At 44.4% G+C, this 25,233-nt stretch carries 26 protein-coding genes; 7 read left to right on the top strand and 19 right to left on the bottom strand.

The annotated features are described in order from the left end of the window. From L5L98_RS14645 to L5L98_RS14655, 3 genes are all read right to left on the bottom strand, one after another. Positions 1 to 182, bottom strand: a 182-nt coding sequence (locus tag L5L98_RS14645; protein WP_263141990.1) for a transposase domain-containing protein, incomplete at its 3' end; no start/stop codon positions are given. Between the two features lie 111 nt (positions 183 to 293). After that, positions 294 to 1,154 carry a PA4780 family RIO1-like protein kinase gene (locus tag L5L98_RS14650; RefSeq protein WP_028759534.1) on the bottom strand — a complete coding sequence of 287 codons (861 nt, stop codon included), beginning with the start codon at positions 1,152 to 1,154 and terminating at the stop codon, positions 294 to 296. Between the two features lie 335 nt (positions 1,155 to 1,489). Beyond that, entirely contained in the window at positions 1,490 to 1,804 is a 315-nt protein-coding gene (locus tag L5L98_RS14655) for a hypothetical protein (RefSeq protein WP_317633959.1), read from the bottom strand. Positions 1,805 to 1,984: 180 nt separating this feature from the next. On the opposite strand from L5L98_RS14655, the gene L5L98_RS14660 reads away from it, so the two are divergent. Then, entirely contained in the window at positions 1,985 to 2,533 is a 549-nt protein-coding gene (locus tag L5L98_RS14660; RefSeq protein ID WP_263141995.1) for a DUF2799 domain-containing protein, read from the top strand. Between the two features lie 54 nt (positions 2,534 to 2,587). Here the strand turns inward: L5L98_RS14660 and L5L98_RS14665 are convergent, their stop codons facing one another. Continuing rightward, on the bottom strand, positions 2,588 to 3,346 hold the full coding sequence (locus tag L5L98_RS14665) for a phosphatase PAP2 family protein (RefSeq protein WP_263142148.1): 759 nt from the start codon (positions 3,344 to 3,346) through the stop codon (positions 2,588 to 2,590). Between the two features lie 224 nt (positions 3,347 to 3,570). Between L5L98_RS14665 and L5L98_RS14670 the strand changes: the two genes are divergently transcribed. Next, positions 3,571 to 5,511: a GGDEF and EAL domain-containing protein gene (locus L5L98_RS14670; RefSeq protein WP_263142000.1), complete on the top strand. Its 1,941-nt coding sequence runs from the start codon at positions 3,571 to 3,573 to the stop codon at positions 5,509 to 5,511. 188 nt (positions 5,512 to 5,699) lie between these two features. On the opposite strand, the gene L5L98_RS14675 is transcribed toward L5L98_RS14670, so the two are convergent. The 8 genes from L5L98_RS14675 to L5L98_RS14710 all read right to left on the bottom strand — a co-directional run bounded on the left by L5L98_RS14675 (position 5,700) and on the right by L5L98_RS14710 (position 13,832). Then, positions 5,700 to 6,095 carry a hypothetical protein gene (locus tag L5L98_RS14675; protein ID WP_263142002.1) on the bottom strand — a complete coding sequence of 132 codons (396 nt, stop codon included), beginning with the start codon at positions 6,093 to 6,095 and terminating at the stop codon, positions 5,700 to 5,702. An 81-nt stretch (positions 6,096 to 6,176) separates the two neighbouring features. Then, positions 6,177 to 6,590: a hypothetical protein gene (locus L5L98_RS14680; protein WP_263142004.1), complete on the bottom strand. Its 414-nt coding sequence runs from the start codon at positions 6,588 to 6,590 to the stop codon at positions 6,177 to 6,179. A gap of 101 nt (positions 6,591 to 6,691) precedes the next feature. Further along, on the bottom strand, positions 6,692 to 7,075 hold the full coding sequence (locus tag L5L98_RS14685) for a hypothetical protein (protein WP_219253626.1): 384 nt from the start codon (positions 7,073 to 7,075) through the stop codon (positions 6,692 to 6,694). A 73-nt stretch (positions 7,076 to 7,148) separates the two neighbouring features. Then, complete coding sequence (locus tag L5L98_RS14690) at positions 7,149 to 8,090, bottom strand: hypothetical protein (RefSeq protein WP_263142006.1); 942 nt, start codon at positions 8,088 to 8,090, stop codon at positions 7,149 to 7,151. A gap of 805 nt (positions 8,091 to 8,895) precedes the next feature. After that, positions 8,896 to 9,726 (bottom strand): hypothetical protein, encoded by an 831-nt coding sequence (locus L5L98_RS14695; protein WP_263142008.1) that lies wholly within the window; start codon positions 9,724 to 9,726, stop codon positions 8,896 to 8,898. A gap of 97 nt (positions 9,727 to 9,823) precedes the next feature. Next, positions 9,824 to 10,537, bottom strand: a complete 714-nt coding sequence (locus tag L5L98_RS14700; protein WP_028759343.1) for a LysE family translocator — start codon at positions 10,535 to 10,537, stop codon at positions 9,824 to 9,826. A gap of 135 nt (positions 10,538 to 10,672) precedes the next feature. Then, positions 10,673 to 11,515 carry an AraC family transcriptional regulator gene (locus L5L98_RS14705; protein ID WP_113939990.1) on the bottom strand — a complete coding sequence of 281 codons (843 nt, stop codon included), beginning with the start codon at positions 11,513 to 11,515 and terminating at the stop codon, positions 10,673 to 10,675. A gap of 259 nt (positions 11,516 to 11,774) precedes the next feature. Beyond that, positions 11,775 to 13,832, bottom strand: coding sequence for a TonB-dependent receptor (locus L5L98_RS14710; protein ID WP_411569212.1), 2,058 nt, complete (start codon positions 13,830 to 13,832; stop codon positions 11,775 to 11,777). A gap of 327 nt (positions 13,833 to 14,159) precedes the next feature. Between L5L98_RS14710 and L5L98_RS14715 the strand changes: the two genes are divergently transcribed. Next, positions 14,160 to 14,975: a hypothetical protein gene (locus L5L98_RS14715; RefSeq protein WP_263142016.1), complete on the top strand. Its 816-nt coding sequence runs from the start codon at positions 14,160 to 14,162 to the stop codon at positions 14,973 to 14,975. 147 nt (positions 14,976 to 15,122) lie between these two features. Here L5L98_RS14715 and L5L98_RS14720 read toward each other — a convergent pair whose 3' ends face one another. Further along, positions 15,123 to 16,085 carry a hypothetical protein gene (locus L5L98_RS14720; protein WP_263142017.1) on the bottom strand — a complete coding sequence of 321 codons (963 nt, stop codon included), beginning with the start codon at positions 16,083 to 16,085 and terminating at the stop codon, positions 15,123 to 15,125. A 1-nt stretch (position 16,086) separates the two neighbouring features. Beyond that, entirely contained in the window at positions 16,087 to 16,473 is a 387-nt protein-coding gene (locus L5L98_RS14725; protein ID WP_105251375.1) for a PadR family transcriptional regulator, read from the bottom strand. 411 nt (positions 16,474 to 16,884) lie between these two features. Between L5L98_RS14725 and L5L98_RS14730 the strand changes: the two genes are divergently transcribed. Together L5L98_RS14730 and L5L98_RS14735 are read left to right on the top strand one after the other, a co-directional pair. Next, positions 16,885 to 17,532: an excalibur calcium-binding domain-containing protein gene (locus L5L98_RS14730; RefSeq protein ID WP_219236023.1), complete on the top strand. Its 648-nt coding sequence runs from the start codon at positions 16,885 to 16,887 to the stop codon at positions 17,530 to 17,532. Between the two features lie 303 nt (positions 17,533 to 17,835). Continuing rightward, positions 17,836 to 18,183 (top strand): thioredoxin family protein, encoded by a 348-nt coding sequence (locus L5L98_RS14735; protein ID WP_263142019.1) that lies wholly within the window; start codon positions 17,836 to 17,838, stop codon positions 18,181 to 18,183. A gap of 19 nt (positions 18,184 to 18,202) precedes the next feature. On the opposite strand, the gene L5L98_RS14740 is transcribed toward L5L98_RS14735, so the two are convergent. The 3 genes from L5L98_RS14740 to L5L98_RS14750 all read right to left on the bottom strand — a co-directional run bounded on the left by L5L98_RS14740 (position 18,203) and on the right by L5L98_RS14750 (position 21,043). Then, entirely contained in the window at positions 18,203 to 18,718 is a 516-nt protein-coding gene (locus L5L98_RS14740; RefSeq protein WP_263142021.1) for a NifB/NifX family molybdenum-iron cluster-binding protein, read from the bottom strand. Then, a complete protein-coding gene (locus L5L98_RS14745) occupies positions 18,715 to 19,011 on the bottom strand; it encodes a DUF134 domain-containing protein (protein ID WP_012088215.1) in 297 nt (98 codons plus the stop codon). Before L5L98_RS14745 ends, L5L98_RS14740 begins: the two co-directional genes overlap by 4 nt. 517 nt (positions 19,012 to 19,528) lie before the next feature. Then, positions 19,529 to 21,043 (bottom strand): ATP-binding cassette domain-containing protein, encoded by a 1,515-nt coding sequence (locus L5L98_RS14750; protein WP_263142025.1) that lies wholly within the window; start codon positions 21,041 to 21,043, stop codon positions 19,529 to 19,531. A 327-nt stretch (positions 21,044 to 21,370) separates the two neighbouring features. On the opposite strand from L5L98_RS14750, the gene L5L98_RS14755 reads away from it, so the two are divergent. Then, positions 21,371 to 21,622 (top strand): DUF2999 family protein, encoded by a 252-nt coding sequence (locus L5L98_RS14755; protein WP_006083102.1) that lies wholly within the window; start codon positions 21,371 to 21,373, stop codon positions 21,620 to 21,622. A 127-nt stretch (positions 21,623 to 21,749) separates the two neighbouring features. Here the strand turns inward: L5L98_RS14755 and L5L98_RS14760 are convergent, their stop codons facing one another. Further along, positions 21,750 to 22,136, bottom strand: a complete 387-nt coding sequence (locus L5L98_RS14760) for a carboxymuconolactone decarboxylase family protein (RefSeq protein ID WP_219253638.1) — start codon at positions 22,134 to 22,136, stop codon at positions 21,750 to 21,752. 118 nt (positions 22,137 to 22,254) lie between these two features. Beyond that, entirely contained in the window at positions 22,255 to 22,830 is a 576-nt protein-coding gene (locus L5L98_RS14765; protein WP_263142041.1) for a hypothetical protein, read from the bottom strand. Between the two features lie 927 nt (positions 22,831 to 23,757). Between L5L98_RS14765 and L5L98_RS14770 the strand changes: the two genes are divergently transcribed. Continuing rightward, the gene (locus tag L5L98_RS14770) at positions 23,758 to 24,858 is read left to right on the top strand and encodes a hypothetical protein (RefSeq protein WP_263142043.1); all 1,101 of its coding nucleotides are present in this window, start codon (positions 23,758 to 23,760) and stop codon (positions 24,856 to 24,858) included. The last annotated feature ends 375 nt before the right edge of the window (positions 24,859 to 25,233 follow it).

Raw genomic sequence — 25,233 nt, forward strand, 5'->3', positions numbered from 1 at the left:
CCCCAAATCATCGCGTCCATCGGCAATTTACGCCGTCTTAACGTCGCAACGCCCTGAGAGTCTAGGCAAGATTGAATTAACTCAGGTTCTAACACATCTGCTAAGCAGGTGAATTCGGTTAGGCGGGTAATATGAGTACGGGCGAGTGCTTCTGAGAGTTGCATAAAAAAATCCGATGACATGAGGTCATCGGATTTTGATCTTTTCAGCGAGATCGTCAAGCGATCTGTCTTAACTGATCGGCATTACTACTTTGAGCGTCTTTTTTATGGGTGAAAAACAACGACTGACGATTAATAGTCTTCTTCGTTTGCCTCTTGGATCCGCTGCTTACGCTCTTGTGCCTCTTCAAAGGCTGCTTGGATTTCTTCCAAGACCGCACTAACATCGGCTTCAACCAGCACTTCGGTAAACTCACCCGTTAATGGCGTTTCAGGCTTCAATTCACCGGCTTCAAACAAGGCCCAAATTTCTTTGGCGTATTGTGTTTTTAGCAGCTCAGGAGCATACAAACCATAGTATTGAGTCATGTTATTCACATCACGCGCTAACATCCATTTAGCATGGTTATTTGCAGCGGCATCGACGGCCTGAGGTAAGTCGATAATCACTGGCCCTTCACTATCAACTAACACGTTAAACTCAGACAAGTCACCGTGCACTAACCCCGCACAGAGCATACGTTTAACATAGGTCATCACCAACGCATGATCCTTCAATGCTTTTTCTGCCGACATACTGACATCGTTTAATCTCGGCGCGACATTGCCCTCGGCATCCGTCACTAACTCCATCAGCAACACACCATCGAAACAGCCGTAAGGCGTTGGCACCCGCACACCTGCATTCGCTAAACGGTAAAGTGCTTCAACCTCGGCATTTTGCCAAGCTTCTTCCTGCTGATCGCGGCCAAATTTAGACCCTTTTTCCATCGCGCGCGCACGACGACTGTTACGGACTTTTCGGCCTTCTTGATATAACACAGCTTGCTTAAAACTGCGCTTGTCCGCTTCTTTATAGACTTTGGCACAGCGGATATCATCACCACTGCGTACAACGTACACAGTCGCTTCTTTACCGCTCATTAACTGGCTAATGACCTCATCGACCAGTCCTTCATCAACCAGGGGTTGGATTCGTTTCGGAGTTTTCATAGCGCCCTTATACCTTACTTAGGCATGATATGGAATACTGCGGGCAAATCTTCATACAAAAGCGGTCTCCAGCGGAAGTTTGATGAATATAGTTTAGGATTGTTAAACGAATTTTAAGTAAAAACTAATGCACTTGCGTGTTAAACACAATACCAGATTTACTCAGCGCTTTGGCAAAGAAAGAGACTGAAAATACCACTTTAACTAAAAGAATATTCTTTTATGCTCACCCAAATAAAACCAGACTCAAAACAACAAGCCATATTCCGCGGCGAATATACCAATTCAAGCCAGTTGAAATAATACCCAGAGCTAAATTGGTGCAGGAACTTAACTCAAACAAACAAGGCAATCACACTGCCCACAGTCGCCGCCGCTTTCAATATTTGGCCTGCACTGTAATAAGTGTCGTTTGAACTCTTAACGTCATCTACATCATCCGCACTAGGCTCAGATATTTTACTCCTTGCATTGCCATCAAAACTGACCTCAGCTTTAGGAGCCGCCAGCCCTAATGCACCATAAGTAAAGGATTTAAGTCCATTTGGCTCGGCAGTATCAAGGGATTGATGAGCCGACTTAACTGCCGGTAATGAAGCAGAATGCACAGATGAAATGAGTGAAATCATAGCGAGCACCAAAGCAGACATTTAAAGAGTTAACCGCAAACTAACACAATATCAGCTGGTTATCATGCATTCATACGCTAAACTGTGATGGATTTTGCCCAACAAAACGCATCTATTACAGTATAAATAGCGGTATATATAGCTAGATCTCCCCCATAAGAGCCTTTATCCTAAACGCCACAACATATAGAGAACTTATCCATGCACTATCCCAGCATTTTCCTCGCACTTTCAGTCCTATCCCTGACTCAATGCAGCAGCTTATCGATTGAAGAATGCGCCAATAGTGATTGGTTTGCCCTTGGGCTTGCCGATGGCAACCGTGGGACAAGTTCTGGGCAATTAAATCAATATCAAAAAGATTGTCGTGAATTTAATCTCAATGTCGATACCGCGCAGTGGAAACAAGGATACCAGCAAGGGTTAGCCAGTTACTGCGTGCCAGAAAATGGCTACCGCGTAGGCTTAGCGGGAGAAAGTTATTATGGGGTTTGCAGTAATAACCAGTTTGTTGAGCGCTATAACCAAGGCCATCAACAATACCTGACCAACAAACGTTTAACTGAGATTGCCGATCGCTTAAATACCATAGAGAGGGAAATAAGCAGTCTTGATGGCAAGATCAATAATCTCACCGACAAGGCTGACTTATTGAAACAGAAAAACAGTCTACTCAACGAAAAAAACCAACTGTTAGATGAAAGATCTCGCCTACGCAGACCTGATATGCGCTTCGAATTTAGATTTTAAGCCATAAAAAATACTGAACCCAATAAGGACTCAGGGCGTTAGCTTCACAGCTCGTTATTTTTGCGATATTCCACTACTTGCAACCTTGAACATTTGACCCAAAGCGACCAATTTAGACTTTCTAAACGCAGGCGAGCGCAGAAAAAACACATAGTAGAGTAGGCTAGCGGACGTCCATGCTATGGCTAAACTCCATAAATCATGACTCAAGAAGTGGGCGCCGCGTAACTCTTGGCCAATGCCAAATACTAGGCCTAAACTCAAACCAAAGATTAATCCAAACTTAGCTAAATGCGGGCGATACTCACGCAGCACGTAATACAAGGCAACCCAAGCAAATCCCCCACTGGCATGGCCACCAGGGAAACATTGACCAAACTCAGCACTTTTAGGTAAACGAGAAAACAAGGATGAATGTATCATCTGGCCGCCAAACTCAATCACATCCCACGGGCAGGTCATGTGAGTAATGCTTTTGCCAATTCGGACCAGCAACACACTCGCCAATACGCTACAAAATAGATAAATCAAACCTTTGCGGTACGGTTTTACCCTATCACTTCGAAAACTAAAGGCAATGCCAACTACGACACTCACCGCCAGCAAGATGACAAAGTTACGCCCAGTGACATGCAGTAAATCTTCGGTCAACCAATATCCTCTCAATGGCCAAGAGTCGATGCCCCCTTGCCAATGAAATAACAAAGTCGCGACTTTCATATCAGCGTGAGTCCATTCAAGCCCCACTATGATCACTGCAAACACTAAAAGCGGCGTAATTAAATGCCCCTTAGCAAAATCCATAAATGTCATCATAACTTTATCTTTCAGATAGTTATTCACTAATAAATCCAAAAACCAGAACATTTAGTGCTAGAGTACCGTTGAATTCTTACCTAACACTTAAGAGATCTAACAGCGCAGCATTTAAGATAGAACCGAGATTTTGCAGTAACTAAATTTATCGAAAAGACTCACATCATGAGTAAAAAGACTATAGTTTATGGATAGTATCGCGCCTCTAGGACTGAGCATTCATGCCATACAACCTCGCCATTAACCAGTCTCAAAAAGATCGTTTATTTGCCGACATTACGATCGACACAGACAAAATCGTTGTTCCCCAAGAAATGGTTGATAACTGGCAACAAACCTTAGATTTGCTCTCTGAATTAGTCGACACTCCCGCCGCTTTGATCATGCGTGTCCATCAAACCGATATTGAGGTCTTTACCTCGAGCCGCACCCAAGGTAATCCCTATAAAAAACATGATAAAGACAGTTTAGGCCACGGGCTTTACTGCGAAACAGTGATCAAAGAAGGTAAGGAACTCCACATTCCTAACGCCCTAAAAGATAAAAACTGGGACAAAAATCCTGACATTAAACTCGGCATGATCGCATACTGTGGTTTACCTTTACGTTGGCCAGATGGCAGTGCCTTTGGCACTATCTGCATGCTCGATAGCCAAGAGCATAATTACCGCCAATCTTTTCGCAGCTTACTCGCTCGGTTTCAAAATGGTATCGAAGCTAACCTAGTCACCCTTTATCAACAGGCTAAGCTACAACTGCACAATCAGCAGCTAGAGCAAAAAGTACAACAGCGCACCCATGAACTCGCCGAACTTAGCGGTAAGCTCATTAAAGAAATCGAAAACCGCACCTCCACCGAAACCTCACTGGAATACCATAAAAGCTACGATCCGCTCACGGGATTACCCAACCGCATCAATTTGATTAATAGTCTGTCGATCATGCTCGAAAAAGTGAATCGCAAAGAAAAGATTTCAGTACTCTATCTTGGGCTGCGTAATTTCAAATCCATCAACGACAGTTATGGTTACCTGATTGGCGATAAAATTCTCACGATTCTCAGCCAACGTTTACAGCACTATACCGATGAAAACACCTTTATCGCCCGCATCGCTGGCGCCGAATTTGTGATTATTCAAGCCCACAAACCTTCGAATAACGAAACCAATAAACTCATCAATAAAGTGCTTAACTGCTGTAATACCCCCTTTGGTGTGGCTGATTTTGTAATCACGATTCCCTCGAGCATGGGCATAGCACAAGCGCCTATGGATGGTATCGATGCCGCCATCCTGCTGCAAAAAGCCGGAGCGGCCATGACGATCAGCAAGGCTGATGGCTCAACTCACAGCTTCTTTAATCAAGATACACAAGCCGCTTTAAACCTACGCTATCAACTGGAATCCCATTTGGTCGATGCGCTGAACAAGAACGAATTAAGCCTGCATTACCAACCCTTTATTAACTTAAAGACGAAGCAAGTGATTGGTGCCGAAGCCCTGCTGCGCTGGCATAATCCCATCCTTGGCAATGTCGCCCCAGACAGATTCATCGCCTTAGCTGAACGTAATGGCCAGATTATCGATATTGGTAATTTTGTATTGCATACCGCGCTGTCTCAGGCGGCAAAATGGTGTCGCGAGGTAGGCCAAGAGTTTAAAATCGCCATCAATATTTCCCCTTTGCAAATGCGCAATCCCCGCTTTAGCGAACACATAGCCGACTTACTCACCCTCTATCAATTGCCACCGACCGCCTTAGAACTTGAAATTACCGAAGGCATGCTGATGCAAGATGAACACATTGCCCACAATGCCATCCAAAAACTACAAGAACTCGGTATCCGCATCTCCCTAGATGATTTTGGCACAGGCTACTCATCCTTAAGTTATCTACAAAAATACTCTTTCGACACCTTAAAAATCGATCGCTGCTTTATTAGTAAACTCGAAGAAAACGAACAAAATAGAGAGTTAACCAAGGCAATTATTGCCATTGGTAAGAAACTGGACTTGGAAGTGATCGCCGAAGGCGTAGAAACCCTAGAACAAGATGCCTTTATTCGTCACGAAGAATGCGACTTAGGCCAAGGTTACCTCTACGGTAAACCCATTACCGCAACACAGTTTGAGCAGGCATTTATCCATAAAAAAGAGCATTAAGTTCATCCTTAATGCTCTTTTTTATTTCGCGAATTAAAACCGACTGAATAATGCTACGTGAATAGTCATTTCCACAGAATGTTATAACTCACATTTGTACAAAAGTGAGCTAGTTTTTTTACTCTAATTCGTGGAGTTCGGATTAAAATTTCTATGGGTTATCACCTTACAAACGCAAGCCAACTGTTTTACGTCCGTTTAAGCAACTTATTATGTTCTCTTGCTAACCACCACAAAAATAAGATTGCTTGTAATCCCGAAATACCTGCATAAAACAAAAACAATTCAATTTTCATAGAAGGTAGTGAAATCAGAATACCGAAAGCTAGAATCCCTAAAAAATAACACCATTTATTCTGATTAAAGAACTTTACTGCCACCCAATGCACAGGAAAGCCAATTAACATCCATCCAATAATTGAGAATATAAAATAGAACACTAAAACAAAATGTATTGATTCATAGAAGTATTTAAAATCCATTTTTATTAAGTCAGATTCATTACTCCAGTAAAACAGCATAATTGGAACAAAACATATTGCTATAGCAATAAACATGGCTCGTAAAAAGTGCTCCAAATTCACAACCTCTCCCTGAGAACATAACGCCGCAAGCGGCGAGCGTTAGCGAGTCCAGCACCGAAGGTGCGATGCTGACTTGCCTTGTTAACTTTTTGCATACTCTACAACTAAAGACAGCGGTAACAAAAAAATAGCTGCCAACAAGAAATAACAACAAAGATAAAACACTCCGTAATAAACTGAATTTGTTATCTTACAAGCTAACTCCAATCTACGGGTGCCTAGCAGAGACGGAAAATAACTAGAGAACAGATTAATCGCATCAGCATTCTCTTCAAAGAGTTTCACTAAGAAAAGCCTTAGCGTTGTGATAATCATTACCATCCCTGCAAGGACAAAGGTTAAAAATAATAACCACTCAGCCATTTCAAAAGCTGTAACACCAACGAATGCAGCAAGAACAAGTAACATAGTGCCGATAACCCACCAGCGATAATAGCTTGCCGCCTTTTTTGTAAGGGCCTGATAGCAAAATTTAAGCGGTGCTTGAGGGTGCATAGTTCTTCCATAAAGTTAACGCCCGCAGCACGCGCGGCTTTGTAGTGAAGGCGGAGCTGCAACGAAAAGGCCGTCGCTGTGCCTGCGATTGTTAGGCATTTCTACTTCCGGCCCCTCGAAATATAGTCGGCATATTCATCTTGAATCATAAACTCGTTCAATAACCTTTCAGATGATCCTGCGAATCGTTGCTCAATAAACTCTATCGCTTGGCCAAATGAAGTGAATGATTTGACCTCATTGGCATCCTCTAGCTCTAGATCTGGATCTAGTGGACCAAACTCATAAATATTAAGGAATGATTCATCACCCAAATCAGCAGTTTCGTAAACTGAAACATCTATTTCGGATTTGGGACCTCGAACGCTTAGCCATTGAATACCAGCACGGCCATACCGTTCACAGCCACCAAGAAAGCACTCAACTGCTTTCCCTCGCTTAAGCGCCGACTCGGCTTCTTGAAGATTAAGGTATCTACGGCTCATTGTGTATGCCTAACGCCGCGCTCTGCGGCAAATTTGGAGCGCAGCGGAAAATTTGTCCGACAGCAGCGCCTTGTTAACTGCAGAACTCAATTCTATAGCCTCTGGCTGTACTGTATTTTAAATCATTAAATGTGTCGCATATAACGGAACTATCAAAGAAACTAGATGCTTCATTTGTTTTCCCTTTAGTTCCGAGACCAAGTACAAGCCGCTGCAGCACTGGCAAACTATTATTTAGCTCAGAAAGCAATACAGGATCTATCTTCGAATTAATTACAGCCAATTCGTTAATTGAGCTGCCTTTAATACCTGACAAAGAGGAAAGTCCATTCATGGTATCCATGATCAAGCTCTTAAGGTGCTTTAGATTGGAAACATCTGGAATGGATGTAACTTGCTTTAGAGTACTTAAATGCAATATCTCAAGAGATGTCAGGTTTTCCAGGGCACTTAGGTCGTGTAATTTCTTTACCCAAAGTATTTCTAGGCTTGTTAACTTAGATAATCCTTTAATAGCATTTAGGTCTTCAAATGTGCCGAAACCCAAATATAAATTTTCTAAATTACTCAGACTAGCAACATGCTCTATTTGTTTTTCTTGATACCCTGAAAGGGTTAGGTCTCTAAGGCTAGTGAGCGTAGCTATAGAATCGATATCTTTCTTATTTTTGACCAAACTCAGAGAATTTAACTTATTCAGATCTGATAGAGGCCTTAAAGATACAGTTTTTTTATTAAGCTCTCCCAGACTCAAAAACTCTATTTCGTTTACATGCTCAGCAATAGCATCAATACTTGTTAGCGCAGGAAGAAAAATCTCTAAAGCTCTAATGCCCGAATAGTGTTTCAGGAAATCTAAACTGTAATCGTTACCCGCAGACCATGTAGGACCAAAAGCACCACCTAAGTATGATAGAGATATACCATCGATTTTTCCTTGGCGTATTTCATCCGCGATAGATGAATGTTCTTCATCGCTCAAATTGTCGGCTATCTTTTTTAGTTTTACGCGCATAATCTCAATTCTAGGTAGCAGTTAACGTCTTAGTATTTATGCGCTGCGCTGTTTGCAGGGCATAAATCGCTTGTTGACTAAATCTCAAATATGGCCACTGCCACATCCATGTAAATGGGTATAAATGATGCTATAGGAATTTGCTTTTTTGCGGTAGCGGTTTTTTATACAGTTTGATGGGTAATCACTTGATATCGTTTTAGCTTTCTCATTTTTCGCGCTTATTTTTTGCTGTTCAATCGCTATCTAACGACTCAAAACTCCAAGGAATACACCTCCACTCGGAGTTGCCGCAGGGCGAATAGAGCTCTTGATTTAATAAAGAGTGCGTGAGTTCGGTCATGAATGACCGACTAGCTTTCGCAGGTGCAGGGGCGAATGAACATCGGTGATTTTCGCGCTTATGAGCGAGAGGCTAGGACTGCCGAACTGGAGGGCTTTACATGGATGTAAAGCGCATCCTTCGGAAGCGATAGCAAATTTGGCAATGAGCACAAAGAGCTTTCAACTCCGTTGGGGGAGTCTTGGAGCATCCAAGGGCGAAGGCCTACGGCCGCTTTGAACGCGAGATATGGATATCGAGCTGGCTATTTAACATGGACGTTTTTGATAGGACGAGCAGTCCTCCTTGGTCGGGTGTGGGGTGAAGCCCCACGACTTTGATTTTGATTAAAGCATTCAAACTACGAAACACACTTTGGGGCAATAGCTTCTAGCTAAAGGAAATCGTTAGGATTATTAAAGCAGCGACCATCACCATAGGGTCGCGGCTTTAAATCTCACTCATAGGGATATGGAAACGAGACTAGTCTGCTTTAATAACGGCTTGTGTCAGTATTTCTTGGTCATTCTTAAACACCACTAGCTCGCCTAGAGGACTATCGCTGCCGCCTAAGACGGTGACATAACAATAATACTGGTATGGGCCGCTGCGAAATTGGCATGAATGATTCCCCCCACTGCCATCAAACACGAGTTTGCCTTTATTCAGCACTAAATCTGGCTTGTCGCTCAATGACTTACCCTTTGCCCATGCGGCATAGCGGTATTGGCTGTTCCCCATATCATCGACACGAATGGTAAACTTGGCGGTCTCCCAAGATAACGCTGGGCTGACAAACTCACTCACACTCGGATGTAATGCCCTTTGTTGCTTGGCAATAAACTCTGCTTTAAGTTTTGCCTCTACCGGTGTTTGATAGTTAATGGCGATGATCTTGCCATCAAAATCCAGCCACACAACACCGCTACCGAGCATAATGCCGCGCCAGCCCATCGTCTGCCAATCGGCTTCAATCTTAGAATGGGCGATCTGCTCAAGCAGGTTAGGATCAAAAACCTGATCGAAACGTGCGATCATTTCCTGCGTATTTTGAATCGCGGGGATAGGATATTCACGTTTAAGCGGGTAAGCCACACGCTTAGCAATCGCCTCAAGATCATTGGCCTTGGCGGCGTCGATAAGCCCTTGCACCAGAGGGATATATTCCTGTGGCATGGCTTCATCAGCGGCGTTTGCATTGATGCTTAAACCCATAACGCTGAATATTAACGCCGCAGAAAACGCGATATTCATTAGTGTAACTTGGCTGAAAACAGCTAATTTGCTTCCCTTGAGTCGTGAGGCGAATGGCATATTTATCCCTTACTCCAAATGTCTCTGCTGAGACTAAAGGCCAAGAATACCATAAGTGCCTCAGACTAAAACCTAAGGTGATTTACACTGCGCCAGACTAAGCGGTTAACAATAGGTTTGAGTAAATCGCCAAGGCTACCGACATAAAGATGACACCAATAACCGCATCGATAACCGGTGTTAGTCGCTGCAATTTAAGTTGCACCTGCGCCTTTGACAACATTACCGCTAAAAAGCCAAACCATGCCAATGACAAAGACAACAACAAAATAGCGGAAGCGATTTTAGTGCTCGTTGTAACACTTGGGGTAATCAAGGCCGAAAACAGGGTTAAGAAAAACACTAATGCTTTCGGATTCAATAGATTGGTATAAAGCCCAGTCAAAAAACCTTGCCTGCGTGACATAGCGCCACCTAAGCCACCAGCAACAGACGCCACGCCTTCAACGTCACCAGCGCTAATGACAGCATCATCATTTGTCCCTGCATGGACTCTGGCACTCATTTTACGTTTAGCGAGTATCGCAAGACCGGCTCGCAGGGCACCAAACCCCATCCAAGCGAGGTAAGAAGCCCCCACAATTTGCACTAAGAGATACAGAGTGTGCGAACTCTTAATGAGTAGACTCACACCGGTCAGACTCAAAATCGTATGAGCTAAAATGGCTATTGAAATCCCCACAGCGGCGGCAACCGCAGTGCTTCTGGACTGCTGAGTCGCAATCTTCACCATAATGGCAAAATCGGGTCCGGGACTGATTAAAGCAACGGCATGGATTACAGCCAAGGTGAGTAATAAAGATAAATCCATAGATATGCGGCTCCGCAAAAAAGTTAATAACGATAACTGAGGCAGCCAGTATGGCAATTTGTCGCAGCGCTGAATTGTAATAAATTGCACTATTCAGTGTTTTTTAAAAACCAGCGGCGTCGAAGACGGGGGAAATTAGAGCATACGCCGCTGAAATTGCACTGGCGATAATAGGAATGCCTGCTTAAAAGCTTTGTTTAAATGACTTTGATCGAAAAATCCGAACTGCTGCGCCACATCCGCCACTAAAGCGCCATGACTTAAGGACTTTTTCGCCAACTCTAAACGCACCCGCTTGAGATAAGCATGGGGAGTCATCCCTGTCGCCTGTTTAAATTGCCGTAAAAACTGAAACTTACTTAAATTCACTTCATTGGCTAAGGTTTCAAGTTGAGTATTATGCCAAGGCTCATCGTGAATTCGCTGTTTCACTAAGCTCACCTGCAACTTAGATAACCCCTGCGGTTGATTCGGTTTAGATAGGCAAGATGAAATACCGCTCGGGTAACGCTCCAGCAGCAGATGAATAAAATTCAGTAAGTGGGACTCACCCGCAAGCGCACTGCATTGGCCTTGAATTAATAGCTCGTGTAGTTGAATAAAATATTGATAAAGCGTCGGGTCATCCACCATAGGCGCGCTGAAAAAGTGCTCCTTCAAACCCAGTTCTTGACTGACTTCATTCATATATTCCACGGGGATCGACATCACTTTCACCCGATAACCGTCGGCATCGCGGCTTTGACCATCGTGGGTTTCGTCGGGATTTAAGGTCGATAAACTATGCTGACCAAGCTGATAACTGCTGCCCTTATTCACAAACTGCTGCGCGCCTTGAGTGACTACGCCTAAGTGGTAATCCAGATGCACATGTTTATCAAAACTGAAATGCGTAAATTCCGCCTGACTCAGTTCTATGCCTGATAAGCTAGGATGACGCCAATAATTAATGTTTTCAATGGGTGTTGCAGTACTCATAACTCGCGGCGACTACCTATAGCATCAGCTGTAAAACAGGGGGAAACTCAGATCGACTCGTCATCATTCTAGCCTCCATTGTCAGCGTGGGAATAGTAAATTATTGCAGCCACATAGTTTGAAGCGATTTGGGCTTAGATTAGCGCTTAAATGAGTGCAGCAGAAAAAAGCGCCCAACTATCTGGACGCTTAATGAGATACATTTTTGCTCGGCGAAATACATAATAACCTTCGATATCGCCTTAACCGATGAATACCACTAGAAATGATAACTCACGCTGACTCTCACCATTCGTGGCTCAACAGGATGATAATGCTGATCTTCAACGCCTTCGGCAGCTTCGCCGGGCAAACGAGAGGCATAAAAATAATCTATGTCGTGATCTTTACTATCAAACACATTGAGCAGCTCAAGCTTAGTGTCGAAACGGCGGAACTCGTATCCTAATGCGAGGTTAACTAATGTGGTCGCATCAGCCTTGTGGTCATTAAAGCTGTCGAGCACCCGCTCGCCAAGGTGCCGCACGCGTACACTCGAATACAGGCCATCTCCGTCGGGTCGATAGGTGATGCCCGCACTGGCAACAAAGGGAACTGCGCCATCGATATACTTGCCCTCTTCAAATTCATTTTCAGTAAATCTGGCGTTAGTCCACGCTAATTCCATATCGATACTGATTGCCTCATTCAGCCAATAATAAGCCGTTAATTCAGCACCATAACGTTCAGATGCACGACTCGGCTCAGTGTTACCCGCATCGCCCACAAATACTAATTCTGAATCTAGTTGCAGATACCAGATCGCAGCAGAGAAATTAATAAAGTCCCTGTCATAGTATTTCACCCCAAATTCGCCGCCATTTGAGCGCACGAGCAGATCGACTTTTTCGACCTCATCGCCACTCACAGGGTCAACCTTGATCGTTGCACCGCGGGCATCGTTCGAATGTAGCCCTTGGCCTGCATTAACATATAACTCAAGATTATCGCTCCACAAATAAGAAGCACCGGCTTTGAGGCTGAACATACCATCGGACGCATCGCCACTGTTAAGCGGATTATCACTGTCGACCTTCACATCAAAATAATCGTAACGCAGCCCAAGATTAAAACGCCATTGCTCAGCTGGCAGCCACTCAACTTTGCCAAAGATGCCACTCGATAACTCTTGCACTTCATCAAGCCTTACCGTATTCAGCCGTTGTCGCGCCTGAGTGTTATACAAACCCACTGCGCCAATATCGTCATAACGCACATCGCCGCCCACACTGTAATTCAGTTGAGTGCCGCCAAGTGAAGTTTGCCAATCACGCTTAATATCGCCGCCCCAAATCATGCGTTCATCGACTTGTTCAAACTCATCACCATTGATGGGATCGTTTAAGAAATAGGTAAAATTAGAGAATAAATTCATAGTCGAGCGAATAGCGTAGACATTTCCCTGCCAATCACCCGCATCGTAATTAGCTGAAACGCTATAACGGTTAGATTCACCGCCGACGTCTTTATCTAAAGATCCATAAAAATCAATTAATCCAGAATCCACCGCACGGGCGGGGATCTGATCCGCCGAATTCCAGCTGTTGTCGTAGGCCATCATAGTGACGCTCAAGTCACCCTCGCCGAGCCGAGTTAAATAACGCCCGACGAGACTGATCTTACTCACATCCTCATCAATATCCGTCCACGGGCCATCATAGGTTTGTGCCTCACCACCCCAAATAAAACGCCCCATGTCAGTGTTTAACTCCTGAGTCGCCACGAGTCGCTGGTAGCCATATTCACCCAACGTCACCCCAACTTGGTTATGGGGGAGTTGATCAGCCAGCAGTAATTGCGCAGCACCCGCGCCAGAAAAATCGGCCACCTCAGGATAATAAGCGCCTTTGGCATAACGGATCTCGCCTATAAGTTCAGGGATCAAAAAGTTAAGATCCGTATAACCCTGACCGTGCCCATGGGTTCGCATATTCACAGGCATACCATCGACTCGAGTATTAAAGTCTGTGCCATGATCCAAATTAAAGCCGCGTAAGAAATACTGATTCGCTTTACCCGAACCACTGTGCTGAGTGACTATCATCCCAGGAACAAATTCGAGGATTTCGCCGGTTCGTAATAGGGGTCGACTCTCGATTTCTGCCGCGCCGACTATTCCCTCCGATGCCGAAGTGCTATGGCCTAAGGTGTTAATTTGCCTGCCGCGCACCTCAAGGCGTTCGATATTGTCCGTTGCCGCCTCTGCCACTACGGCACTCGATAAACAACAAAGAGGTAATAACCACGTCATTGATAACCAAAGCTTTGATAACCGCATTCCTGATAATCCCAGTCCCGATTTCATCCTTTCTTTCCTACTACAGGTGATAGACGGCAAGGATTTAACGCCTTATTTACAAGCAAAAAACCGATCAAGCTCAAACTCTGATGAATAAAAAACCAGCAAAATACAGGCAAATATCATTTCTATGTGCCGTATCGCACATTTTTAAACCCAAAAGGACAAAATGTCCGCCAACAGATCACATTTCAACCGTGTGTTAGTGCGAAATCATGGAAATAAAATAATCTTGCTTGAATAAAAATGAACCCATTTATCAGGCTAGCTATACTCTAAATAACTCAACACGTTTAGGGACTGGCTATGCAGCGACGGAGCAATATGCGCATTTGGAGTGTGTGGGTAGGCCTTTTCTTTTGTGTCTCGGTTCATGCAACCAGCAAATCAACAGCAGAAACCACAGCAATGATTGCTGATAAACCTATCATTACGATGGCGTTTTATGAGGACCCCAAACATAACTTCTACTTTAAATGGGCTGAACTGATTTACGCCCAAGCCTTTGAACGCTTAGGATATGACTTCTCCTATCAAGTGGTTCCTGCAGCTCGCGCCAGTATGATGGCGGACTCAGGTAAAGTGGATGGCGAGCCGGGGCGTGTATCTCATTATGGCGAAAAGTTTACCAACCTCATTCGAATTGAAGAACCGGTTATCGATACCCATTTAATTGCCTTCGCGCACAATCCCGAAATCAAAATACCTAACTGGCAAGCACTGCAAAAGAGTCGATACAAGATCGAATACTATCGAGGCGTGTTCCTCGCAGAACAAAAGCTAAAGGGACTCATTCCTAAGGAGCGTCTGACTGAATCTTCGTCCCCCGCGAGCTCCTTTCGTAAAATGCTCCGCGACCGAATCGATATCTATATTGATACGGAGGCAAGCTCATTGGATCTATTACAAACGCCTGAGTTTCAAGGCAGCAAAATAATCGCGATTGCCACCCTAGAAGAACTCACCAGCTATGGTTACTTAAATAAACGTCACGCGGCACTCGCCGTTAATCTTGCTCGTGAGCTAAAACAGATGAAGCAAGAAGGCATATTTGACACCTACAAACAACAGGCCCAAAAATCGCTTAATAATGAAATGAATAATGGCGATACCCCAGAATAAATCAGCATCGACGGTAAAAGTCGTGGCTTACTTTTCTCCACAGAAGATGGCACTAATGTAAAAAGCCTGTTCAATCATGCTGATCAGGCCATGTATTCGATGAAAAAGTGAATAAAACTCACCTACAAAACCTAGGTTAAACCTTACTTATTTGCTTACGAGTTTACGCCAACGCAACCCATCGCGAATCACCTCATAGCCAGGGAACATAGCGGCAATCACTAGACTATAACTTAGCCAACGTTCTAACTGTAATAACGTAAATTCCCCATTTAATTCAGCGCCTTGGTTTTGTACTTGGTTTTGTAATAGTGGCGAACCAAAGGCCAGAAAGACTAAGAACGAGGCATAAGCAAGATTGATCCCCATATTCGCCAGTAACAATTCAGTAGTCCACACTCGGCGGCGTAGTTGCCAGAGACTATTCCCCATAGACAGCAAAATAATAGGGCTAAACCATTGCAACAATTGCTGAGCACTGGCGCTGAAAATCACAGTCCGCGCGGCTAATTGCTCGCTACTCATCCACACAGAACACCAGATCACAAGTAAGAGAAAAAGATATGTCGCCAGATCGGTAAACACATCGCTTAAACTAATATGCTGCCAACCGGGCCCAATCTTAGGCAAATTCTGCGGCTGCCATTTTTGGCAATTGCTGCCAGATAGGGGTTTCCCCTGAGCCGAGAAACTCCAAAAGGCCAACAGGATAGCGGTAAAGGCAAGACAGGCATCGCCGATAAAACCTTTGGCAATATGGTGGATAAATCCTAATAGATCCCCCTCTGCAGAGCCCAACCATTGAGTCGTGCCGCCCACAACCTGCAGCACAAACAAGACCCCAAGCACAGTGAAAAGTGTATGTTTAAAAAGCGGAATATCCTCAGAGGCAATAATAGGTACTGCCGGAACAAATTGCTGCGCGACCTTACAGGGATGACCCATTTGCTTTAATACCGCGACAATTTGCGCTTCAGTCAATTCGCCTTGTTCAGATAGGGCATCCAATTGGTCGCAGATATTAGCTTTTAATTCACGACCAATTTCCTGACGTTTATTCTCGGGCAATTCTCGCTGCACCGCGGCGATATAGCGATCGACTAATTCCATATCAAATCTCCTCTGCACTCTCGTCTGAGCTTTTCATATCTGAGCCATTAGTGTCAGCGCTTTGCTCCAGTAAAAAAGCCAAGGCGCCATTAAGTTGCTGCCATTCATCGGTAAGTTGACTGAGCAACTCAGCCCCCAATGACGACAATTGGTAATAACGACGCTCACGCCCTTCGGCCTGTCGCCACTCACTATCCAACAATCCTTGATCGGCTAGGCGGCGCACTAAGGGATACAGAGTCCCTTCGTCAATATCGATACCGCCTTCCTGCAACTGTTTGCGGAGCGAATAACCGTAGTGGGCTTGTTTTAATAATCCCAGTACCGCCAACACTAATACCCCACGGCGCAACTCGAGTCGCATTTTGACTAGCTGTGAACTTGTCATTGTCGAATTCCTATCCTTAACACTGTGTCACACACACTGTGCGCCACACAGCAAATACTATGTAGCACACAGTAAGATTGCAAGTTTTTACGCACATTTTTTGATCACTTTGTTTGTTACTAATGCAATCTATTGTTTGTATTGAATTTACAAAAATGCCAACCGTTTCTGCTGAGTGCTCACATTTCCCCACCGCCATACACTCAATGCGAATGAGTCACACATAAGCAAATTCAAGATAAAAAATTGCAAAACTTCCTTTGCTTGAGTAACTTAGCATCCAACATTGAATAGCCGATTCGTCAACCTAAGTACGGTTTGCTCCTTAAAAAAGATAAATCGGAGCGACTCAAGTAAGTATTGATATTCAATAACTAAAAATATTAAGCGGTTAAATTAAGGACATAGAAAATGCTCATGGATAGAGGCGTACTGGTACGCTGGAACGATGAAAAGGGATTTGGCTTTATTCAGCCTGAAAAAAACGCAGCCCAAGATGTGTTTATTCACATTTCAGTGCTGAAAAAGATGGCGAGAAAACCCATAGTGGGCGACAGCATTCTGTATCAAACGGAAGTGCAAAATGACGGCAAAAGAAAAGCGGTTATCGCCTCGATTGAAGGCGTCGCAGTCGTTGCAGCGAGTGCAACAACACGCTCCCACTCTCATATCCAATCACGCAATGAAAACTTCAATAACAAAAACAAAGCGCATTACCATAGCCCACGAAAATCGTCCTTTAATACAATAATCCCGCTGCTAATCATCGTGGCCATCGTTATCTTTGGCTTTAAACAATACCAAGAATTCAATGAAGCTCCTGCAATCGATGAAGTACCTGTCCTCACGAATGAAGACATTCAGCCAATGCCCATGTATGAAACTAAAGCGCGAACACAAGCAACGGCAACACCAAGTTTCCAATGTGAAACAGGTAAAACCCATTGCAGCCACATGAGTTCCTGTGCTGAGGCGACTTTCTACATCCAACATTGCCCCAATACTCAAATGGATGGTGACGATGATGGCATTCCCTGCGAGCGTCAGTGGTGCAGTTAGCAATGCGACATATGTAAAGTCACGCGTATAACCTTAAGCCTGAGCAGGTAGCAGGTAGCAGGTAGTGAAATGATAAATAATCTAAAACAATGGCGAGATAGCCTGACAGGCATACAGCAAATCGGAGTGATTGCTGCCAGTATCGGGCTTCTCATGCTTAGTTTATTCTACCTTGGTCAATTTATCGGTAGTAGCGTGGTAAAAATGGGCTGGCTTTAACCCTAGAAATACGCAAACTAGCCCATGAATTCATACTCAATTCATACTCAATTCATACTCATCACAACTTCCAAATGGCAACGCATGCACACCGATATCATCACGCACATTGATTCACCTGAGATGCTTGAGTCCATGTTAACCGAGCATGCTGCGGTGCTGTTGTTATTTGGCGCGCCAAACTGCGGTGTATGTCAAACGCTCAAACCGAGAATTGCTGAGATGTTGGAGCAAGCGTTCCCGCAGATGCGGATGGCCTATATTGATTGCCAAGCCCAAGGTGAGATAGCGGCGAGCCGCAATGTATTTGCCTTGCCTGTGGTGGAATGTGTGTTTTATGGCAAAACCTTCGGACGGTTTTCTAAGGTGTTTTCATTAGCGGATATTCGAGGGGCGCTTGCCCGCCCCTACGCTTTAACTGTGGCGGAATAATTCAAATTAAACACTGAGATTATTTATTTACCAAGGGTCTAAACCCAGCGTAATGCACTGACTTATCGAGCTTAACCTGTACTGCTGGCGTGCTTATAAGACGTGTTGAGCTAGATGCTGCTTTAGCTTTACCGCTGCAACCACAGCCGTCACCTGTAGAATGACAACATCCGCCCTTGGCTGCATGTTTGAGTGAAGCGCGGCCTTGGGATGCATCCGTCAATCTAAGATTAAGATCCGCCGTTTGTGCAAGTAAAGTCGCCACTGTTTGACTCGCACTACCTTTGCTCACACTAATCCCCGCATCGAGCAACTTTCCTAACATGCGCTCACCGATATTCTGCACAAGTACAATGTCGGTACCTTGTTGGATAATCAGCTCTAATAAGGCTTTTTTGGCACTACAGTCACCTTCAATTGCCGGGTTATCGACCAGTTTGATTCGTTGAAACTGTTCATTATAAAAGCCAATTTGTAGGGCTTTCGTAAAGTGACTGGCGAGGCGTTCGCGGCTCATCGGCATGGCAATAATCATGATAAATCCTTGTCTGTTTGGGTTGGCAGCCTCAAGGCTTGACCTTGAGTGATAGCCGTCGCCACCTTTTTACGGGCATTGGCGAGAAGGTATCCAAAGGTTTGCCGAGAGATCCCCATCAAGGCCGCGGCTTCGATCTGGCTTAATCTTTTGACGTCACCCAGTTCGAGGGCCTCAAACTCATCGGCCTCTAATTGAATATGAGTTAATTTAACCGCAGGGATCCCATTAGGCTTAAATAGGCTACAGGGCACACAGCTCGATAATTGACGGCATTTTTTGGGTCTTGGCATAAATGTTTTTATCTTTAAGTCGTCTTATATGTCTTGAAATCGTGTTTTAGGTCTTAGTGCACATCTTCGGTACTACGAGTGACACTCGGGCTCATCTCGCTAAGGGAGTCCATAGTTCTGGATTCTCAAGCGTGATAACTGACTTGATGAATAAGTTCAGTGGATGAACCATAAAACTGTCACGAGTTTCTGGCCTAGGCCAGAAACTATTATTCGCGCCAACGACATTCAAAACTGTAAGACGGCTCACAGTTACCTATATCAAGCATGACTAATTAACAGAACTGCTGTCTGGCGAATGGGGGATTAAACACTAGGGCGATGCCATCATTATCGATATGTGGTGCATCTCAGTTTTCACTGGAATACGAAAATCTTTCGCGCCACAGGTATATTGCCATTGAGCGTGACTAACACTCTCAATGGCTAGCGCCCAGTAAGATCAATCTTAACCTGCATTGGGGGACAAACTCTGCAAACAAATAAGCAGCCGTTAAGCTGCTGCGATAGGTGGCATTCACTGATTTAAACGGGTTAAATCCTCAGACTCACAGTAGTTCACCTGTACCGAATAGCCGTCATCTTGCTTGATAAAATCGACAAAGTTTTTAATCGCAGGTAGGGCATCTTCCCTATGGTGCGACACGTACAGCAATTGGCTCAGATGATGCTCGGCTATCATCTCCAGCGCCCGCATCACTAAGGTGCGATTGATAAAATCTAAGCCCTGATACGGCTCATCTAAAATCAGCAACAGTGGCTGTTTAATCAAGGCGCGACCTATCAGCAGTAACCGCTGCTGACCATAATCGAGCTTCTTAAAGCTGGCGCTCGCCAGCCCTGTCATGTGCAAAATCGCCAACCATTCCTTCGCCAAATCTAGCTGAGGCTTAGTGGGTTTATGGTACAGGCCAATAGAGTCAAAAAAGCCCGAAAGCAGCACATCTAATGCCGAGCAACTGACGCGATATTGCAAGTGCAGCGCCGACGATACTATGCCAATCCGTTGTTTAATCTGCCAAATACTCTCGCCGCTTCCGCGAGGTCGGCCAAAGAGCGTGATGTCATTGCTATAACATTGGGGGTGGTCGCCTAAAATCAGCCCCAGCAAAGTGCTTTTACCGCAGCCATTTGGGCCACGAACTTGCCAATGTTGCCCTGCTTCGATGCGCCAATTCACGCCGCTGAAAATCAGCCCACTGACATATTCCACTCTGCCATTTTTAATCTCGACCAGAGGATCAAACGCCTCGGCGTTGTGCCTTTGCCGCTCCATTAAGGCCAAGAGTTCATCGCTACGTTGGGCGGATAACGCATTCAACTGCGCCATCACAGGATGATTGTGCCATTGCTCAATCGACATCGACGGGCTGAGTTTGTGTACACTCTGCCCCGATTTGAGCATCTCACCATTAAACAGCGCCACATGACTGATGCACGGCGGCAATTCTTCTTGGCGAGAGGTAATGATCAGCAACTGGCTATGCTCGGCCACTTCACTCAGCAGCTCAGATAAGCTCGCCTGATGTTCAGCATCGAGCCCAGCATAAGGGTCATCTAAAATCAGCAATTGCGGTAACATTGCCAGTGCACGTGCCAGCATGACTCTGCGCGTTTCGCCCGTGGATAATTGCCGAAAACCGCGCCGACGCAGCGGCTCAAGCCCAACCTTTTGTAATAATGCTGGGAGTTGCTTGGCATCTTGGCAGCATTCCAACACTAAGGATTCGACACTCGAACCGTAATCCAGCTCGTCTTTTTCTAATTCGCGCTCCAGCAATGCTTGTTGCAACCCAAGTGACACCCAGCCGATACGTTGCGGCAGGCCAGCAATCGTCCCTTCATCGGGCAGAATATCACCCGTTAATATTCGCCCGAGCAAGGAACCACAATAACTGTCGGTCGCGAAAATCGCCCAATGTTCAGCAGGGTGCAGTTGCCACTCATCGACCACTAGCACCTCATTATCACGCCCGTATCGTAACTGTTTAACCACAATACTTTTGTCTTGGTTCGCGACAACATCAAGCATAACCACAGTTCCTTTCTATTTTTAAGGGATGATAAAAGCCAGCGATTACCCAATCGCATTGATCCATGATATCTAAGGCAATAATATCTAGAGCCATAATATCCAATGCAACGGCTCACGATGCACGACAGTCGCTCAGGTTTTATCGGCAGATTTTGGGGAATACGTCACCAGAGTAAAGCTTATTGGGAATAAAATCTAATGCGCTTAATGGCATAGGTAAAGCGTGGCAACATCCAACGGGTACAGCATGTGTGAGGCAACCACTCTGGCAGAACTGTGATAAAATCGGCACCTGTTTAACTTTCATATCAACAAGGTAATGCAATGAATCCCATTATTGCCATCTTAAAAGAACACAACGTCAGTGACGCTAAAATCCAAGAACTGTTTCAAACATTAACCGAAAATCCATTAATGGCGATGGGTACGCTCGGTCAATTAGGTATCCCAGCCGAAAAATTACAACAACTGTTGGGGCTAGTGATGCAGAAACCGGCCTTGATCAAAGAAGCCGTGCTTGAACTCGGTTTGGATTTCTCAAAAGTAGAAGCCGCAAAAGCCCAACTGCAAAAATAAGCGCAGACTGTTCAAGTTTGTAGCCATCATGCGCTAGGGGAATGCGCGTAAATCAGCTCCCCTAGCGAATGTTAAAACCACTAAACCTCAAAGCCATTGACGCTCAAAATGATCAATACCAAGTAAGCTAACTGTTTTGCGCCTGCCACTCCTCAATCGCCTCTTTCGCCGCTCGAAAAGCTTCAATCCCCGCAGGCATACCGCAGTAAACGGTGCAATGCAGTAAGACTTCTTGGATCTCTTCAACCGAGCAGCCATTGTTTAGCGCGCCCCGCACATGGCCCTTTAACTCAGTCGGCGCCTTTAATGCCGCCAGCGTCGCTATGGTAATCAAACTGCGCGTTTGCCTTGAAATGGCATCACGCACCCAAACCTCACCCCAGCAATTGGCCGTAACTAAATCTTGCAGCGGTTGCGTAAAATCCGTCGCACTATTGAGCGCCTTATCCACATAGCTATCGCCCATCACAGCACGACGCACCTCAAGCCCCTTCTCGTATTGCTCATCGTTCATCGATGCATCCTTTTTCTTATGTGATTAAGCTATGTGATTAAGCTCTGTAATTAGGCTTATTGAACCGCCGCCAACCAATCTGCCCTATATCCTTACCACCTATAACTAATAACTAACGTTAAATTGAGCGCACCCAAGAAACGAACTCTTCGGCGAGTCTGGGAGGGTTACAGGCCTCTGTCTGATCTGCGATCTCGTTATAGTACTCGAGCTCGTGAACTATGATGGGTACCGAACGACCGAAAACGCGACTAACGGTTAAGTTGGAATGGAGTGTAGAAGCGACAACGCATACTGCAGCTACAAATTGCTCGGTTATCTCCTGACCGAGCTCAAGGCAGCGCTCAAAATCGACATCTTCCTCCGCATCACTGTACCCGAGACCGAGATCGGCCACCCAGCGAGCTAAGATATCCGCAGTCTGAGAGTCAGAATCCCCAAAGACGAGGAGTTCGTTTTGAAGCCAGAAGGCATAGTTCCATTTTGCTTCGTCAGAGCTAGAAGCCTTTGGAATCGAGGCATGCCACTCGTCGACTGTGTTATAGCCGACTGTCAGCGTAGGTAGACGGGGATCGTCATATTCGTTGTTGATATAGAAAGACAATGCATAAATCTGCTCCGCCTCAGCGGTTGGTATACTCTCTAGCGCTTCGGTAATAGCACTCTGAAGCGCGGTAATCATTGGGATATTCATACTGTGTTTCCTGCTCGTTTAATGCCGCATTTAGCGAATGAAAATAGTGCATTGTAATTGAGAATAAGAGCTTAACCCACTATTTTTGTTCAGCTTAAATGTCTTCCAATATATTAGTATTCAACCAATTTATCATCGAGATAGTCTCCAATCTATCACACGCAAGACTGCCATTTTTATATAACCCTACGGCCAAGTGATAGAAGCTTAGAATACTCAAAGATACCTATATTTTTCTTGTAAATAACTCAGAAAGAAATATGTCTGTCCTCGCTTTCGATCTTATCAAAGGTCGGCAGACTATTTTGCTGCTCGTTTGCGGCTTAAAAGCCAAAGTAAATCAAGATCGTGGGGCTTCACCTCACACCCGACCAAGGAGGACTGCTCGTCCTATCAAAAACGTCCATGTTAAACTACCAGCTCGATATCCCTATCTCGCGCTCAAAACGGCCGTTGGCCTTCACCCTTGGATGCTCCAAGACGCCCCTAGCGAAGTTACATGCTTTAGAGACGGGTCTCATACTCCAATAAAAATTGCCTAACGGCTCAGATGGGGTATCCCTGTCCCCCCGAGCCTGCGCCATCATCCATGATGTCGCCACGGCCCCACTCAAACAACTAAGAGCTATCTGCGTATTTCGACAACTTCGCAGGGGAAGATGAACTCCTATCGCTTTGGTGTTGCCTGCGAGTCATGCAAAGCAAACAGAATTATGCCCACCATCCCTTTTATAAAATTTTTCTGGCAAAGTTGGTACCGCTTAATTATGTGATGAAGGATATGAATACCAATCAGGTAGTGAAGGGGAGTATAACCAATAAAGAGATTACAATTGTTAATTTGAATTATAAAAATGCTTTACAAGCATTGACTTAGGGTTGGATGCTAGCATAATAGCGACAGAGCATTTATTCGAGAAAAAAGCTATGAAAGAATTTATAAGTGAATTTTTTAAACTTCAAAATGACAGAATGAAAAGCCCGTTTTTTAGTGCAGTAGTATTTTCTATACTTTTTTACAATTGGGATGTTATCTATTTTTTAATTAGCTCAAATTCTGAAACTTTAAGTAAGATTGATTATATAAAAAATACCGTAAAGGAAAGAAGCTTAATAGCTCCTTTTCTACTAACCGGAGCATTGTTGATTTTACCAATTGTGATAAATAATATTGTTCAGTGGCTTGTTGATCACTTAACATCAGTTAGACAAAACAGGCTCAACAAATATAAAATTAGAGGTGGAGAGGATGAACTGGAAATCGCTCACTTAGAAGCCTCAAAAAGCTTTGAACCTACTAAGATTCAAATGCAAACGCAAAATAATATAGATGGTATATTGACTGAAAATGTTACCCTTAAAGCTTCCTTGGATGATTACAGACAACAAATTGAAGATTTTAAACTATCTTTAGAATCAGAGAGAAATGCTAGTGTAGAGAGTCGAAAACATTCTGATTTCCTTGTTAAAGAATTAGAGGAAGTCAAGCATGAGGTGGCCTCTCTTGAAGCTGAGGCACTTAAAAGTAATAATGAGATAATTACATTAAAAGAATTACTCACCAAGCATGAAAATGTTACTCAAAAACAGGCCAAACAAATTGTTTCATTGGAAAAATTGATTAGTAACATGGGTATTACTGAAGATGATTCATTAAATAAAGATAAAGTAGGGAATAATACAGGAATAGTAAATGCAAAATATGATACGGCAATTGAACGAGAAAATTACGTAACTGACGGTAAGAATATTTACGTAAGGAAAGTAGCAGAGATTAGTTCGGATGTTATCAGGAGATATTTTCCAAATGAATTAGGTTATGAGATATTCAACATATTAAATAAAACTCCAATGCAACATGAAAATCTTATGCTGTCACTTCCTAAGAACAGATATTCATTAGGTGAGTTTAGAAAGGCTGTTTCAGAATTAATTAACACTGGTATGATAACTAAAACAGAAAATGGGATGTATTTCTCGACTGAACTAGGAAAGAAAGCAGCAATTGAACTTAATAGTAATAACTAACGTCGATATCCGTTAACGCTTTCTCCCGCCTAAAATCCCCATATACCTATAAACCGCAAGCCCACCAACGCTGTGAAGCGTGGGCACTTTAACCCGCCGTGAGGCGCTCAATCCTGCCGTGAGGCAATGCATCCCAAGGGGAATAACATGCTTAAAAAATACCTGCGACAAAGATGGGGCAGGCATAACTCTTTTGGATCTAACAACAGACACCGAGACTACAGAAGTTCACCCTCCCCTGCGAAGTTGCCGCAGGGCATTGGAATAAACTGCGTGAGCCCGGATATGGATGTCCGACTAGCTTTCGTAGGTACAGGGACGTTGCCTTCGGAAGCGATACCAATTTATCCATAAGACCAAGGCTAGTACCTAATG

The sequence above is a fragment of the Shewanella sp. SM23 genome (assembly GCF_025654295.1).
GTDB classification, from domain to species: domain Bacteria; phylum Pseudomonadota; class Gammaproteobacteria; order Enterobacterales; family Shewanellaceae; genus Shewanella; species Shewanella oncorhynchi.